12 protein-coding genes are annotated in these 15,169 nt (G+C 44.3%); 7 read left to right on the top strand and 5 right to left on the bottom strand.

From position 1 onward, the window contains the following. Window positions 1–387: 387 nt before the first annotated feature. A complete protein-coding gene (locus T3H97_RS26015) occupies window positions 388–2,382 on the bottom strand; it encodes a serine hydrolase domain-containing protein (protein ID WP_328801343.1) in 1,995 nt (664 codons plus the stop codon). A 166-nt stretch (window positions 2,383–2,548) separates the two neighbouring features. Then, window positions 2,549–3,637, bottom strand: coding sequence for a GntR family transcriptional regulator (locus T3H97_RS26010; RefSeq protein WP_328801342.1), 1,089 nt, complete (start codon window positions 3,635–3,637; stop codon window positions 2,549–2,551). Window positions 3,638–3,927: 290 nt separating this feature from the next. On the opposite strand from T3H97_RS26010, the gene T3H97_RS26005 reads away from it, so the two are divergent. The 6 genes from T3H97_RS26005 (at window position 3,928) to T3H97_RS26520 (ending at window position 10,875) form a co-directional block, all read left to right on the top strand. Further along, entirely contained in the window at window positions 3,928–5,541 is a 1,614-nt protein-coding gene (locus tag T3H97_RS26005) for a xylulokinase (protein ID WP_328801341.1), read from the top strand. Between the two features lies 1 nt (window position 5,542). Beyond that, the gene (locus tag T3H97_RS26000; protein WP_104497505.1) at window positions 5,543–6,238 is read left to right on the top strand and encodes an L-ribulose-5-phosphate 4-epimerase; all 696 of its coding nucleotides are present in this window, start codon (window positions 5,543–5,545) and stop codon (window positions 6,236–6,238) included. Between the two features lie 40 nt (window positions 6,239–6,278). After that, on the top strand, window positions 6,279–7,703 hold the full coding sequence (araA, locus tag T3H97_RS25995; RefSeq protein WP_328801340.1) for an L-arabinose isomerase: 1,425 nt from the start codon (window positions 6,279–6,281) through the stop codon (window positions 7,701–7,703). Between the two features lie 169 nt (window positions 7,704–7,872). Then, window positions 7,873–8,736: a P-loop NTPase family protein gene (locus T3H97_RS25990; protein WP_328801339.1), complete on the top strand. Its 864-nt coding sequence runs from the start codon at window positions 7,873–7,875 to the stop codon at window positions 8,734–8,736. 375 nt (window positions 8,737–9,111) lie between these two features. Continuing rightward, window positions 9,112–10,611: a malate:quinone oxidoreductase gene (locus tag T3H97_RS25985; protein WP_328801338.1), complete on the top strand. Its 1,500-nt coding sequence runs from the start codon at window positions 9,112–9,114 to the stop codon at window positions 10,609–10,611. A gap of 138 nt (window positions 10,612–10,749) precedes the next feature. Further along, window positions 10,750–10,875 (top strand): hypothetical protein, encoded by a 126-nt coding sequence (locus tag T3H97_RS26520; protein WP_442955628.1) that lies wholly within the window; start codon window positions 10,750–10,752, stop codon window positions 10,873–10,875. A 61-nt stretch (window positions 10,876–10,936) separates the two neighbouring features. Here T3H97_RS26520 and T3H97_RS25975 read toward each other — a convergent pair whose 3' ends face one another. Then, window positions 10,937–11,683 (bottom strand): SDR family oxidoreductase, encoded by a 747-nt coding sequence (locus tag T3H97_RS25975; RefSeq protein ID WP_328801337.1) that lies wholly within the window; start codon window positions 11,681–11,683, stop codon window positions 10,937–10,939. A gap of 185 nt (window positions 11,684–11,868) precedes the next feature. On the opposite strand from T3H97_RS25975, the gene T3H97_RS25970 reads away from it, so the two are divergent. Next, window positions 11,869–12,792, top strand: coding sequence for an AraC family transcriptional regulator (locus T3H97_RS25970; RefSeq protein WP_328801336.1), 924 nt, complete (start codon window positions 11,869–11,871; stop codon window positions 12,790–12,792). A 70-nt stretch (window positions 12,793–12,862) separates the two neighbouring features. On the opposite strand, the gene nudK is transcribed toward T3H97_RS25970, so the two are convergent. Beyond that, a complete protein-coding gene (gene nudK / locus T3H97_RS25965) occupies window positions 12,863–13,825 on the bottom strand; it encodes a GDP-mannose pyrophosphatase NudK (RefSeq protein WP_328801335.1) in 963 nt (320 codons plus the stop codon). Window position 13,826: 1 nt separating this feature from the next. Beyond that, on the bottom strand, window positions 13,827–15,044 hold the full coding sequence (locus T3H97_RS25960; protein ID WP_328801334.1) for a MerR family transcriptional regulator: 1,218 nt from the start codon (window positions 15,042–15,044) through the stop codon (window positions 13,827–13,829). Window positions 15,045–15,169 lie beyond the last annotated feature (125 nt).

The following is a 15,169-nucleotide window of genomic DNA, read 5'->3' as shown; positions in this document are numbered from 1 at the left end:
ATGGAGAAAACTAAAAACAAGCGGCAGCATCAGTAGCCGCTTGTTTCTTATTGTACAAGAAAACCCCCAGTTTGATCGGGGGTTCAGGAAACCTTATATAAAGTACCATTATAGGAATTGGTAATTACAAAAAGGCAGATGAATCCCACCCTTGAGGGGGAAGCCAGAGACCAATCGCGGTTGGCAGACTTTCGGTACGCCTCCTTAGGTACCTGCTAGTACCGTGCCCTTATCGGGTGGCTTTGCTTGCCCATAACATCCTCAAATGGGCGAGATGTACCAAAAAGCGCGAGTCATGGGGAAATCCCCTCTGCACTCGCGCTTTTTTTCGTTACTCCTGAAGTAAGCACTGTCCCTTACGGTAGAAAATCTATTTAACCTTTTGGATTAGTGACTGATTGGCAACGTATAGTAATTAAATGCTTGATCCAATAAGGCACTGGCTTCTTGACGCTTCAAAAGCTGTTTGGAGCGGAAGTCTATGGAGCCGTCTAAATTGATCTTGGTATTCGGGTCCATGATACCTTGGGAAGCCAGAGCTGTGACTGCTTTAACTGCCCAAGCATCCGTTTCGCCACTCAATTTAACCTTAATTCCAGGCTCAACCTGTTTCAGGTTCTGGATCATTACCGCCGCCATTTGTCTAGTGATAGGAGAATTAGGCTGATAATTACGTAGTCCGGCCATCATCTGCTTCTTATTCGGTTCAATCATGAAAGGTTGTTTATACCACCCGTGGGCGCGCAGCAGCACTTCTGAGAATTCTCCCTGAGTCATCGTTCCTTTCGGATCAAAGAGGTTGGCTGACTTTCCGCTCATGACTTTCAAAGCATTAAGGTTGTTTATATATGGAATATACTTACTATCCGCAGGTACATCAGAAAATGGTGAATCAATGTTTATTTTTTGCGCATAAGCAACGAGGTCTGGGAGCTGCATGTAATACAAATATGCAATATGGCCTGCTTCATTTTTATTAAACGTCAGTTTATTACCTGATTCATCTTCAAATAATAAAGGGTGGATCATTTTTAGTGTATGTTTGCCTGATGTTCCTGTCTCCATTATTAATTTCCCGTCCGAATACGAAACCTTCGTCCTTAAGGCAGCGATACGCGTGTTTTGGTATAATCCCACGTAGTCTTGGGCCTGCTGCTCACTTATTGTCGCGTAGGTTGACTTTGGAACCTCTGATTTTCTCGGATAATAATGATTCATAAATTCTTCATACACGTCAAGACTCATCATGGAGTCGTTATTGTAGGACATGTACATCGCTGTATTCTTCTCAGGCAGAATAACAATCAAGGAAGAATGGCCTGTAACATTTCCTCCTTTTAGAATCACATGCTGATTATTCATCTTCTCTTTGAAGTAGCCTTCGAATCCAATTGTTGTAACCGGGAGCTCCTTGTCAGGGAATAATTGGTATGTGTGCATTTGCTCTATGCTCTTTGGACTCACCACTTCTTTACCTTTGTACGTGCCTTTGTTCAGGTGCATAATGAGGTACTTCGCCATGTCATCTGCTGTTGAAACGATACCGCCTTCAGGTTTTTCCGTTGGTTTAAACCCGTCCAAGGGTATCAGTTCACCTGTTGGTCCATAGTGAGCAGCCATTCTGCTTAACAATTGGGGGGTAAACCGCACACTCGTCGAATTCATGCCTAACGGTTTGAAAATATTCTTTTCCATATATTTGGAATATGACATACCCGTTACGTTTGCTACAGCATATCCCGCTAGCATGAAACCAAAATTGTCATAAGTGTACGCTTCTCCTGGAGGCCTGACAACAGTTGGCATATTTGATGCAATGTACTTCTTCATTGGAAAATATTTGTCCGCGTATTCTGGATGCATTTCCATGAGAATATCTGGTTCATCAAATCCACTTGAATATGTAAGTAGATCAAACATCGTCAGTTTTTTTCCTGTTTTATTCGGAACCTTTATTCCTCCTAAATACTCTTGGATATCGTGTTTTAAGTCCATTTTCCCCTTATCGACCAACTGCATAGCTGCCAATGCAGTGAATGACTTTGTAACAGAGCCAATTTGAAAAACGGTATTTTTATCAACAGGAATTTTTTTGCCCTTGTCGGCATACCCGTAACCTTTGCTTAGCATCACTTTCCCACCTGCAACGACCACAAAATTAGAACCAACTGTATTAAACTTCTTCATCTTGTCCGCAAAAACACCATCTGCAAAAGCTTCTAGTTCCTTGGCATTTCGCGGCCCCTCCAAGCTAGCCTTTTCAGATGCAACTGGTGCGTTAACGGGTGCGGCAACTGACGCGCCGTTGGGTGCCATACATGCGGTAGTTATCGTAGTAGATAATAGTAGAACCGCGAGAATGGTGTAAATCATTTTTTCCATGAATGGTTTCTCCTTGAAATGTATTTTTGCCTTATAGCGTCTGGCAAAACCAAGTATGGCAAAGGACTTGTCATACCAACAAGTTACATTTCGTCACCCACCATACCAAATCACTCCAAAGTGTCATATGACAATTAGGCTTCTTACAAAGAATATTGAACCCCTTTCACTGCAGCCTCTTCTTTACCGTTTCCCCTTCAATTAATACAGGTTGATAATAGGTGTGGTTGCGTAGATCCTTTTTCCCTTGCAGTTTCTTAATAACCCAATCGGCGGCATCACGTCCCATTTGTTCCTGTGGGTGTGTCAATGTCGTGAGTTTGATGTTCGCATTTTTGGAAATATAGGAATTATCTTGACCAATAATGGACAAATCTTCGGGAACGGATATCCCAAGTTGTCTGCATACATGTACAACTTCTAATCCTACCTCGTCGTTATAGCAGACAATTGCGGTTAACCCGCCTCTTTGTTCGGTCAGAAATTTCTTCAAGTTGGTGGACAGGTCCTGCTTCGTCTCTGTATAGAATGAGAGCACTTGCTCAGGGTGAAACCGTAACTTGGCTTCTCCAAGTGCTTTAATATATCCCTTCATTCGATGCTTTCCTTGTAAATCATCCATTTTGGCAATGATACCAATCTGTGTGTGTCCGTTAGCAATCAATTCTTTTGTTGCCAGATAGCTGGACTGTACGTCATCGAGACAAAAGAAGGGAACTTCCAATTCTTCATAATAAGCATTAATCATGATGAACGGAACATCCTGCTCCTTGAACGTCAGGTAGTAAGCGATATTGGGATTATATAGATTGCTCTTTGTAGGCTCAATGATCAAACCATCGACACCAAAGGACAACATCATCTCCAAAGCTTTCTTTTCCTGTGCGACATCATTATTGGTGCTCGCTAATAGCAATGAATAATTATCTTCATTTAATCTGGCTTCAATTCCGCGAATAATGGAAGGGAAGATGTAGTCAGAAATGTAGGTCGTGATGACTCCGATGGTTTTATTACTGGAATTCCCGCCGTTTTTTGATCGGAATTGGCTACTGACGTAAGTGCCCGATCCTTTTTCACTTCTTAAAAAACCCTCATTGGATAGCTCTAAAATAGCCTTTCGAACCGTCTGGCGACTAACTTGATATATATCCTGCAAAGCCGACTCCGTTGGAATTTGTTCTCCTACGCTGTATGCTCCTGATAGAATGTTGCTTTTTATATCCTCAAGGATGACCTGATACTTTGGTTTCACTTTATTCCTTCTTTCCAAGTTGTTCTAATACTAATTGATGCATCCATAATATTTGTATGTACATATTTTAGCATAATTATGAGTTTATTATAATCTATTGTCCTATCTGTATAAATACTAAAGACAAAATAGAGAAATACTCGGTTCATCATATCATTTGTAGGCATAACTATGTTTTCGTGTTGACAAATGTACGCACAAAAAATATACTAAGGCTGTAAACAAAAGAAAGCGCCTTCTTTCAATTATTGCGATTATAACAGTTGTTCAGAGAGAGGAGTAACGTGAGCATGGATCAAGACATTAAACAAGCGATTACTAAGGGAGAAACCTCACTTGGTATCGAATTTGGATCCACACGTATCAAGGCAGTGCTGATTGATCATCATTTTGAAACCATCGCATCTGGAAGCTATGAGTGGGAAAATCTCTTGGTAGACGGTTATTGGACGTACAACTTAGAGAGTATTATTACGGGTCTGCAAGAGGCTTATAGTGAAATGAAGCAAGAGGTTGAACAAAAATATGGGATCACCCTTCGTACCGTTGGTTCTATAGGATTCTCTGCAATGATGCACGGATATATGGCTTTTGACAGCAGGGGCGAGTTGCTTGTTCCGTTCCGTACTTGGCGGAATGCGACAACTGGTGCCGCAGCAAAAGTTTTAACTGATAAATTCCAATTCAACATCCCTGAGCGATGGAGTATTGCTCATCTGTATCAAGCTATATTGAACGAAGAGCAACATGTCCCTCAGGTTGATTTTATGACGACGTTAGCTGGATACATTCACTGGTTGTTGACTGGCGATAAGGCGATTGGAGTCGGGGATGCTTCGGGCATATTCCCAATTGATGAGACTACACATGATTATAACGAATCGATGGTTAAGCAGTTCGATGAACTCATTGCGGCCAAAGGTTACGATTGGAACTTAAAAGACATTCTCCCTAAGGTTTATATTTCAGGCGAGCAGGCAGGTGTATTAACCGCCGCGGGAGCCAAAATCTTAGATAAATCCGAAGATTTACAACCAGGTATTCCGCTTTGCCCTCCAGAAGGTGATGCGGGAACAGGGATGGTCGCTACGAATAGTGTAAGAAAACGGACGGGCAACGTCTCTGTGGGAACCTCGGTTTTTGCGATGCTTGTATTAGAGAAGGATCTTTCAGCGGTATATCCGGAAATTGATCTGGTAACTACACCGAATGGTAATCCGGTCGGAATGGTCCATGCCAACAACTGTTCAAGTGATATCAATGCTTGGCTGGGCTTGTTCCGTGAGTTCTATGAGGCAATGGGGCAAAAGGTGGACCCGAATCATTTATTCAGTGTGTTGCTGAACAAGGCTTTGGAAGCAGACCCAGATGGCGGCGGTTTACTCAGCTATGGCTATTTGTCAGGGGAGAATATCACCGGAATAGAGAAAGGTCGGCCATTGTTTGTCCGCTCTCCTGAAAGCCGTTTCAATTTGGCCAATTTCATGCGGACTCATCTTTTCACTGCGTTTGCTGCTTTGAAAATCGGAATGGATATTTTGACAAAGAAAGAAAATGTCGCAATTGACAGCATTCTGGCTCACGGTGGTTTATTTAAAACCCCTATCGTCGGACAAAAAATTGTTGCGGCTGCCATGAATGTCCCGGTATCAGTGATGTCAACAGCTGGAGAAGGCGGGGCGTGGGGTATTGCCATTCTGGCTTCTTACATGATGAACAAGGATCAACACGAAAGTCTGGAAGACTTCCTCGACCAAAAAGTATTTAGAGATGCTGAGGGGCAAGAAATTTCTCCCGACAGTTCCGACGTTAAGGGATTTGAGACATTCATGGAACGCTACACACAAGGTCTAGCAATTGAGCAGGCTGCTGTAGATAACCTAGTGGAAAACTGGAGGGATTGACGTGTTAGAGCAACTGAAAGAAGAAGTATTTCAAGCCAATCTGGATTTGCCTAAACATGGACTCGTGAAATACACCTGGGGTAACGTAAGCGCTGTTGATCGTGAGAGTCGCCTATTCGTGATCAAACCTAGTGGTGTTAGTTATGACACGATGAAAGCTAGCGATATGGTGGTTGTCGATTTTGATGGCAATGTTGTTGAAGGAGAGATGAGACCTTCATCAGATACACCGACTCACGCTGTACTTTATAAGCATTATGCAGAGATCGGAGGTATTGTACACACGCATTCGACTTGGGCGACCATTTGGGCTCAAGCAGGCTTGGATGTACCTGTAATGGGGACTACTCATGCAGACACCTTCTATGGTTCTGTTCCTTGTGCCCGTTTCTTGACGCAAGAGGAGATTGATCGTGGTTACGAAGCGGAAACCGGCCGTGTCATCATCGAAACTTTTGAGCAGCGCGGGCTGGATATTTTAGCAGTGCCTGGTGTTCTACTTAAGGGTCATGCTCCCTTCACTTGGGGCAAAGATGCAAAATCGGCGGTAATGAATAGCGTCGTGTTGGAAGAAGTTTCGAAAATGAATTTATTCGCACGAGAATTGAATCATTTTGCTGAAGAATTGCCGCAGCGCATTCTAGATAAACACTATTTGCGCAAACATGGGAAAGACGCTTACTACGGACAAAAATAAGACCAATTAAACTAACAAACGAAGAAAGAGGATGAATGTTATGTCAACAGTAGGTACAAAACAGTTTTGGTTTGTCGTAGGTTCACAACATCTGTATGGAGAAGAAGCATTAGCAGAAGTCAAAGCACACGCACAAGAAATGACCGATGCCTTAAATAAAAGCGGTGTTCTGCCTTATCCGCTTGTATTGCAGGATCTGGCAGTTAGTGCAGACAAAATTACTAGCATTATGAAAGAAGTCAACTATCGCGACGAGGTTGCCGGTGTCATCACGTGGATGCATACCTTCTCACCTGCAAAAATGTGGATTCGTGGTACTAAATTGCTGCAAAAGCCGCTGCTTCATTTGGCTACACAGTATAATGAAAGCATTCCTTGGGCTACGATTGACATGGACTTCATGAACCTCAATCAGGCAGCTCATGGTGACCGTGAATATGGATTTATCAATGCCCGTCTGAAGAAACAGAATAAAGTGGTCGTAGGGTACTGGGAACGTGCAGAAGTGCAGAAGCAAATCGCAGAGTGGATGGATGTAGCGGTTGCTTATAACGAAAGCTTCAATATCAAAGTTGCCCGCTTTGGCGACAACATGCGTAACGTTGGCGTTACGGAAGGTGATAAGGTCGAAGCTCAAATTCAATTTGGATGGACCGTTGACTACTTCGGAATTGGCGACCTTGTTCAGTACGTCAATGCTGTGAAAGAAGAAGAGATTGATGCTTTGTTTGCGGAATACTCCGAACTTTATGAATTTGATTATGGTACTTATAGCAAGGAAGCTTGGGAAGCCAGTGTAAGAGTGCAAGCGAGCTATGAAATTGCCCTTAAACGGTTCCTGGATCATGGCGGCTACACTGCCTTCACTACGAACTTCGAGGATCTCTATGGTATGAAACAGCTTCCTGGTCTTGCCGTTCAACGTTTGATGGCACAAGGATACGGCTTCGCCGGTGAAGGAGACTGGAAGACGGCGGCGCTCGATCGTCTGCTTAAAGTCATGAGCCATAACCAATCCACTGGCTTTATGGAAGACTACACTTATGAATTAACGGCTGGTCAGGAATCGATCCTTCAATCCCATATGCTTGAAGTTGACCCAACGTTGGCAAGCAACAAGCCTAAAGTCATCGTTTCTCCGTTAGGTATCGGCGATCGTGAAGATCCAGCCCGTCTGGTATTTGACGGCAAGGCAGGAGACGGTGTAGTTGTTTCCATGGCTGACTTTGGCACGCATTATAAACTGCTGATCAACGAGGTTACTGCATTTGAACCGACAGTTCCTGCTCCTAATCTTCCAGTGGCCCGTGTACTGTGGAATGTGAAGCCAAACTTCCAAGATGGGGTTAAAGCATGGATTGAGAACGGTGGCGGTCACCATACCGTGGTTTCCTTGAATCTAACCACGGACCAAATTGTGACTTATGCAAAACTGGTTAACCTGGAATACGTAATTATTAAATAACTAGAAGATATCCATCTATATAAGCATTGGGTCAGTCCTCAGGACCCAATGCTTATACTGGTTTTCTAAGGATGTCGAGATAAGGGAAGGTTCCTAAGCTATCTGGCGTTATAACGAGACAATTGGATTCTCCTTAAGGTAATCACTCAATTTATAAGGATGTGACACTATGGCGAATTTACCAGCTATGAAAACGAAATTGGTTATCGTTGAAGGGATACCTGGCTCTGGCAAATCCACATTATCTAGATACATACATGACATGTTAAACACACATCAAGTAGAATCGGAACTATTTTTAGAAGGGAACTTACGGCATCCCGCTGATTATGAATCGGTTGCATGTATGCCGAACGAAGAACTTGATCGGCTCCGATCTATCTATTCCGAGGTGTTTCATTACATTGATCCGTTTGTATCTGTGAATGGCAACGACTCTTTAATCGCATATGCACTTGCCCAGCAATCAGCTCAAAATGAAATTCCGTCTAGTTTGTATGAGGAAATGCGGCGTTATGAAATCTACGATGGAGTACCCGTAGAAAAATATTGCGAGTTGATGGTTCAACGTTGGAGTTCTTTTGCTAAGGATCAGCGAGAAAAGGAAAAGCTAATCATACTCGAATGCTGTTTTTTACAGAACCCAGGGTGTGCATTACTCGCTCGACACGATGCTGGAAATGATCGATTTGTTCAGCATGTATTACAGATTGCAAAGCAAATTCAGGACCTAAATCCAATTTTGTTTTATTTGAGGCAACCTAATGTGCGTGAGACGATTGAGCGAGTGAAAACGATGAGGTCTCAAGAATGGTTAGATTTCGCGATTTGGTACCATACGGAGCAAGATTATGGAAAGAAGAAGGGGCTTCACGGGTACGAAGGATATATTCAGTTCCTTGAACATCGACGAGAGCTAGAATTGCAAATTATTGAGCAACTCCCCTTTCAATCATTTATTATGGATAACTCCGATTATGATTGGGAGAATCAACAACAGACCGTTTCGAATATCATGATGAAGTATTTATAAGGGCCTATCCCGTAAAGACATATTTTACCGAGTTATTCATATACATGGACTGTTGATTCGATCATTGGAAATCTGTACTCTACATCATTTGCTTCTAAAAGCCTTTTTGGTGTCTGTTATTACTGCTAGTAAGTGAAGCCCCAATAATACAGCGTGTTGAGATCCATTCTTATTATTTCTGTAAAGAAAATTCTCACTTTTTAGCAGAAATGATTTATAATTATCAGATAATAGACAATATAATTTTTAAAAGATTATATTTTAGTTATAATAGAGACAGAAAAGATATGTTCCTGAGTGGAGCCTTGCTTCTTGTATCACCTAAGCAGGAGGGCCTGCTCTTTTTTGCAAATATAAGAGATAAGGAAGGTTTTTATGAATAGCATTCAGAAAAATACAGACGTTATCTTAATTGGTGCCGGAGTCATGAGCGCGACTCTGGGATCATTGCTGAAAGAGTTAGCACCAGAATGGGAAATCAAAGTGTTTGAGAAACTCGCAAACGCAGGAGAAGAAAGCTCTAACGAATGGAATAATGCAGGTACGGGCCATGCTGCACTGTGCGAGCTGAACTATACATCCGAAAAAGCTGACGGATCTATAGATATTCGTAAAGCTGTAGACATTAATGAGCAGTTTCAGCTTTCAAGACAGTTTTGGTCTTTTCTTGTAAACAGCCATTTGATTCGTAATCCTCAGGACTTTATCAAACCAATACCTCATATGAGTTTGGTAACAGGAGAGAAAAATGTATCTTTTTTGAAAAAAAGGTTTAAAGCGCTTTCACCTATTTCTCTATTTCAAGGCATGGAATTTTCCGACGACCCTGAAAAGCTGAAGGAATGGATTCCGCTGATTATGGAAGGCCGTACATTGAATGAACCAATCGCGGCAACCAAAATCGACTCTGGAACAGATGTCAACTTTGGTGCTTTAACACGCATGTTGTTTGAGCATTTAAAAAGTAAAAACGTCGAGATCAATTACAAACATAGTGTAAAGGATATTAAACGTGCGAGCGACGGCTCGTGGAAAGTCAAAGTCCATAATCTGGATAATGGTAAAATCGAATACCATACTGCCAAATTTGTCTTTATCGGTGGTGGGGGTGGAAGTCTACCTTTACTACAAAGAACTGGTATTCCTGAGTCCAAATATATCGGGGGATTCCCGGTAAGTGGACTATTTATGGTATGTAACAATCCTAAGGTTGTCGCCCAGCATCATGCGAAAGTATACGGTAAAGCTAAGGTTGGTGCTCCTCCCATGTCTGTTCCGCATCTGGATACAAGATATATCGGTAACCAAAAAGCACTGCTATTTGGACCGTTTGCCGGCTTCTCACCGAAGTTCTTGAAAACGGGCTCAAATTTGGATTTGATCGGTTCTGTAAAACCCAATAATCTCATCACGATGTTGGCGGCAGGCGCAAAAGAGATGGCATTGACCAAATACCTGATCCAGCAAGTGATGTTATCGAATGAAAAGCGTCTGGAAGAATTACGCGAGTTTATTCCGAACGCCAAAATCGAGGACTGGGGGATCGTGGTAGCGGGTCAACGTGTGCAGGTGATCAAAGATACGGAGGGCGGTAAAGGAACACTTCAATTTGGTACAGAAGTGGTTAGTGCCGCTGATGGTTCGATAGCTGCACTGCTCGGCGCTTCTCCGGGTGCTTCTACTGCTGTTCACGTTATGCTGGAAGTATTGGAAAAATGCTTCCCACAACATATGGAAGAATGGGAACCAAAAATAAAAGAGATGATTCCTTCTTATGGGGTGTCACTAGCGGAAAACCCAGAGCTTTACCAAGAAATTTATGAGTCCACAACGGAGGTGCTCGGTCTGGGCGAAAAAGAACCGCTTCATCGTTAATTTTTTATTTGCTGATCGTTCCCAATATGATAGGATGCAGCCAGACAGAAAAGAAAGCAGCGCTATAGGCTCTATTCAGTTCCAGTTGTCCAATGAACGGGTGCAGCGGATTGCCACCTCGGCCTGGTTAAAACGCAGATGGGCGGGGAAAAGGCAGAGCTGTCAGTGGAGGATGGGGCGAAAACGGCGGTCCGACTGGCGACCCTGCCGGAGGATGGTCCAACGGGCGGATTCTATTACATGGATGATCGGCTTCCATGGTAAAGCTTTATGCATAAATAGATAGGGGCGCACCCACAAGAGGAGGTGCCCCTATCTATTTATATTACATTTGTGCGGTTGGACGGATCACGATTTCGCTCACATCAATATCGGCCGGTTGTTCAATTGCGAATCCAATTGCACGGGCTACCGCGTCAGGTGTCATGGCTAGTTTATCCCGAATGGCAGCGAGTTGATCTCTCAATGCTGGATTGGTCATCCCCTCTGTGAAATTCGTCTGCACAATACCAGGCGAAATGATGGTCACGCGCAGCTTGTCGCCAGCCTCCTGGCGCAATCCCTCTGAGATCGCGCGCACGGCGAACTTCGTACCGGAGTAGACCGACTGGTTCGGCACAGTCTTATGTCCTGCTACAGAAGCGATGTTCACGAAATGTCCGGAACCCTGCTTGCGAAAGATAGGCAGTGCTGCGGCTATACCGTACAAAACGCCTTTAATGTTGACGTCAATCATGTCCTCCCAGTCCTCGACACACAGATCTTCTAGAGGGGAAATAGGCATAACGCCAGCGTTGCTGACGAGAACATCCAGCTTCCCGTACCGTTCGCAAGCCAAAGTAACGAGGTTGTACAGATCCTCGCGCCGTCTCACGTCAGTACGTGCATAGACAGCTTCACCACCTCCATTGGAAATGCGTGTCGCCAGCGCTTCAAGGCGCTCCACTCCGCGCGCTCCAAGCACGACTTTTGCTCCACGCTCGGCAAGCAACAGTGCTGTTGCTTCTCCAATTCCGCTGCTTGCACCTGTAATCACGACGACTTTGTTCTCTATTTTTCCTTCCAAATGCATATCCCAATCCTTCTTCCTTTGATCTATTTGCCTTAGGCCCTCTGTTGGCCTTGCAAGTAAATTTTAAGTAGAATTCGATTGAGACAGGTAGACCGATCAAGTCCAATTCTTGCCTAATCCTATTCGGCGTGCATATAATTAGCACATCAATATTAGCGTTCAACAGAAAGGAAGGTGAAGCATGTATGATTTCGTCTCCTCCCCCCTCTGATATTTCTACGAATCTACAAGAACTGATTCATCTAATTCATCAACATGCGTCTTCGGACGGTACGTTTGTTTCGTCTGTGCCAGGACTTTATTTCAGACGTGCAAGCCATGTGTCCGAGCTGAATCATACGGTCCATATGCCCTCCCTGTACGTGGTCGCACAAGGCTCAAAGACAGCAATGCTGGCTGGAGAAAACTATGTGTACGATCCAACAACCTACATGGTCACATCAGTCCAACTTCCCGTAATTGGTAAAATAACTCAAGCCTCGTCGGAACTTCCTTATCTAAGTCTTCAATTATCCATTAGCCCAGATGTCATTCTGGATATTATCAAGAAGAGTCCTCCTCAATGTAACGTAAAGACTGGACGAGGCATACTAGTGAGCCAATCTGACCCTCTGCTGCTTGATGCGCTGCTTCGGCTTGTCAGACTTTCGGATACGCCTGCGGATATTCAGTTTCTTGCGCCGCTTATCACGCACGAGATCCTTTATCGTGTATTACAAGGTGAGCAGGGGGCTTTAATCAGGCAATTTGCCGTAGTTGGTAGCTATGCACATAGCATCTCCCAAGCGATCCATCTGATAACCCGCGATTACTCTAAGCCTCTTGTGATTGAAGAATTGGCGAAGGAAGTAAACATGAGCCCTTCTTCCTTACACAAGCATTTTAAAAAGGTAACGGCTATAAGTCCTCTGCAGTATCAGAAGGCCATTCGACTGCAGACTGCACGCCGCTTGCTGCTCTCGGAGGGATTGGAAGCCGCCAATGCAGGCTTTCGCGTTGGCTATGAGAGCCCTTCGCAGTTCAGCCGGGAATATGGACGCATGTTTGGACGTCCACCGATGAGTGATGTTAAACATTTGCGCAATTCCCTTAGTGTCTCAGTTGATTGAAAGCTTCTTCGGGTGATCCGTGGGGAATGCCCAGAGGCAAGTTGTCTTTGGTCTGGTCAAAGAGGATATATCACACCAACGGAAGTTCGTCGAGCCGTTCGTAAATCAACAATCCTTTCTCTTTCGCCACCCTTACCATTTCATCGGCACCCTGAGAAGGTCCTCCAACCCGAAGCACGGCGTTACAGTAATCAAGCAGGCGAATGGAAGACGAGTGAAAGATTTTGTTAAAGGTCTCATCTCCCAGAGCAGTGGAACCGGCTGTCGCGATAAGGGGCAAAGCATACCACTCTCCCAGCACCGGCATGTGACCAGCCTCGTAAACTTGAAGAGCAATTTCATTCATGTAGTTGACGTTCTTCTCGATTAATACATGATCATCATTCGTTCCAGATCGATAAGGGCCTGCGATAAGGATATGAAGCGGTTTCGATTTCACTTTCAAGAGGCCCTGGATCTGAGCGTATTGGAGCAGCATTATCGTCTTGGCGTCACGAATCTCGCCGCTTTCGACCATGTCTAGCGCTTGAGTAAACGGAAGTTCTATCACTTCAATGTTTTCCTGCTCCTCCTCAAGGCCACCACCGCCACCCGTTGTCATATCTTCACTATACTCGGCTACATAGAAGTGCAGGATTTCGGTAACGGAGCCCGGTGACATATAGGCCTCGCCAACTTTCTGCACACGGTCGATACGGTATCCCGTCTCCTCCTCCGTCTCCCGAAGAATACCTTCTTCCGGTGTTTCTTTATCGAGTAATCCTGCACAGGTTTCGATAAGCATTCCAGTTTCATTACCGTTCCGATAAGTAGGCATTCGGAACTGTCTGGTCAGTACAACGGTTTGTTTGTGCTGATTATAGAGCAGGATCGTTACGCCGTTGCCACGATCGTACACTTCACGGGATTGTGTCTCCCATTGTCCATTATTTTTTTCAAACTCGAATGTAACCTTATTTAACATGTACCAGTTATCCGATAGAAGCTCCTCTTTTACAATCCGTACTCTTGGGTGATATTGTTGTGCCTTCATCTCATTTCCTCCCTAGAAAGATTCCGTTCTCTTTAGTCATTTCGAGAGTTCCGTTCTGCTGCAAAAGCCGATTGATGTGGTCTCGAAACTTGTCAATAGCCGCTCCGACAAGTCGCTCTCTTGCGTTCATCGGAGTCGAAATTATATATTCGATCAGGGGTTCCGCTTCGTCGACCAACAGACAATCCTCGTATCGAAGCAACCGAAGATCGGAAAAGCAAGAAGACAGCAAGTCCCCTCCGTTATCCAGGTGGAACCGTTTAATAGCATGATCCAACACATGAAGCTCAGGATCGAACGAAACCGCCAAGTGTTCGACCTCTTGTAGGTGTTGAGTGCTCATTGTAGAGGTACATACAATACCTCCTTGCTTTAAGATACGGTGCATCTCGCGGATTGCTCTAGGGATGTCCGGTACGTGGTACAGCATGTTGTTAGCGATAACCATATCGAATTGCTCTTCATGGAATGGGATCTGTTGCGCGTCAACAGATAAAAACTTAAACTGCGGATTGTTGCTTCCCAAGCGGCAACGTGCTTCTTCCACCATCCCGCTTGACATATCGGTAAGCGTGATACGCCAGCTGCTTGGAATTCGTTCGCCGTTTCTTATCCAAAAGGTCCCGTCGCCGCAGCCCAACTCGAGAATGTGGGCTCCCGGTCGCACCTCCAGTTGTTCAAAGATCCAACGATGCCAGCCTTGGGGATTCGTACTGTACTTGTCGTAAAGATGTATCCGCGTTTGCAGGCGGTTCGCCGTCCGATATTGCTCCCCCCAATTTTGCTCACTCTGCACGGTTTGAATAACATCCGCCAAATGGTTCCAATCGGATCCATAGGCCGACATTTCCATAGCATCTCGTATTGCATGTACTACGTGCTCCGTATGAGCAATTTTCTTTTGTAAAACATCGAGTTGTGCTTGCAACGAGTGTCTGATCTCTCCGTTGGATGGCGATTCTGCATCTAAAATGTCCATTATTGTTTGAAGCGATAACCCTAGATACTTCAACATCTGAATTCGCTGTAATCTTTCCATATCTTTCATGTTGTACAGTCTTATGGATCCAGTGCGATGACCTCCTGGACTCAGAAGTCCAATTTGATCGTAATAGCGCAATGTCCTGACCGTTATCCCTGTACGTTTGGCAAGCTGTCCTGTCGTCAGACAGTTCTCTTTGTCCATCCATTCCTCACATCCAATTGATTGCTCTAGCATGTCGTTCTCAGCCAGTATAGCAAATGACGTAACGTCACCTTCAAGAAAAATTTATACAATAAGAAACAAGAGAAAACCACCCTAGCAAAAGGTGACTTGGTAGTTAGTCACGAATATCATGTAAT

Source organism: Paenibacillus sp. LX16 (assembly GCF_036252815.1).
GTDB classification, from domain to species: domain Bacteria; phylum Bacillota; class Bacilli; order Paenibacillales; family Paenibacillaceae; genus Paenibacillus; species Paenibacillus polymyxa_B.
The sequence above is the reverse complement of the archived record's forward strand: the minus strand, read 5'-3'. Positions and strand labels throughout refer to the sequence as shown.

Bases quoted from the DNA above. Each gene is read 5' to 3' on its own strand.
- T3H97_RS25960 (WP_328801334.1), bottom strand. From the start codon at position 15,044: ATGCTAGAGCAATCAATTGGATGTGAGGAATGGATGGACAAAGAGAAC.
- T3H97_RS25985 (WP_328801338.1), top strand. From the start codon at position 9,112: ATGAATAGCATTCAGAAAAATACAGACGTTATCTTAATTGGTGCCGGA.
- T3H97_RS26005 (WP_328801341.1), top strand. From the start codon at position 3,928: ATGGATCAAGACATTAAACAAGCGATTACTAAGGGAGAAACCTCACTT.
- T3H97_RS26015 (WP_328801343.1), bottom strand. From the start codon at position 2,382: ATGGAAAAAATGATTTACACCATTCTCGCGGTTCTACTATTATCTACT.
- T3H97_RS25990 (WP_328801339.1), top strand. From the start codon at position 7,873: ATGGCGAATTTACCAGCTATGAAAACGAAATTGGTTATCGTTGAAGGG.
- T3H97_RS25975 (WP_328801337.1), bottom strand. From the start codon at position 11,683: ATGCATTTGGAAGGAAAAATAGAGAACAAAGTCGTCGTGATTACAGGT.
- araA (WP_328801340.1), top strand. From the start codon at position 6,279: ATGTCAACAGTAGGTACAAAACAGTTTTGGTTTGTCGTAGGTTCACAA.
- nudK (WP_328801335.1), bottom strand. From the start codon at position 13,825: ATGAAGGCACAACAATATCACCCAAGAGTACGGATTGTAAAAGAGGAG.
- T3H97_RS26520 (WP_442955628.1), top strand. From the start codon at position 10,750: ATGGGCGGGGAAAAGGCAGAGCTGTCAGTGGAGGATGGGGCGAAAACG.
- T3H97_RS25970 (WP_328801336.1), top strand. From the start codon at position 11,869: ATGATTTCGTCTCCTCCCCCCTCTGATATTTCTACGAATCTACAAGAA.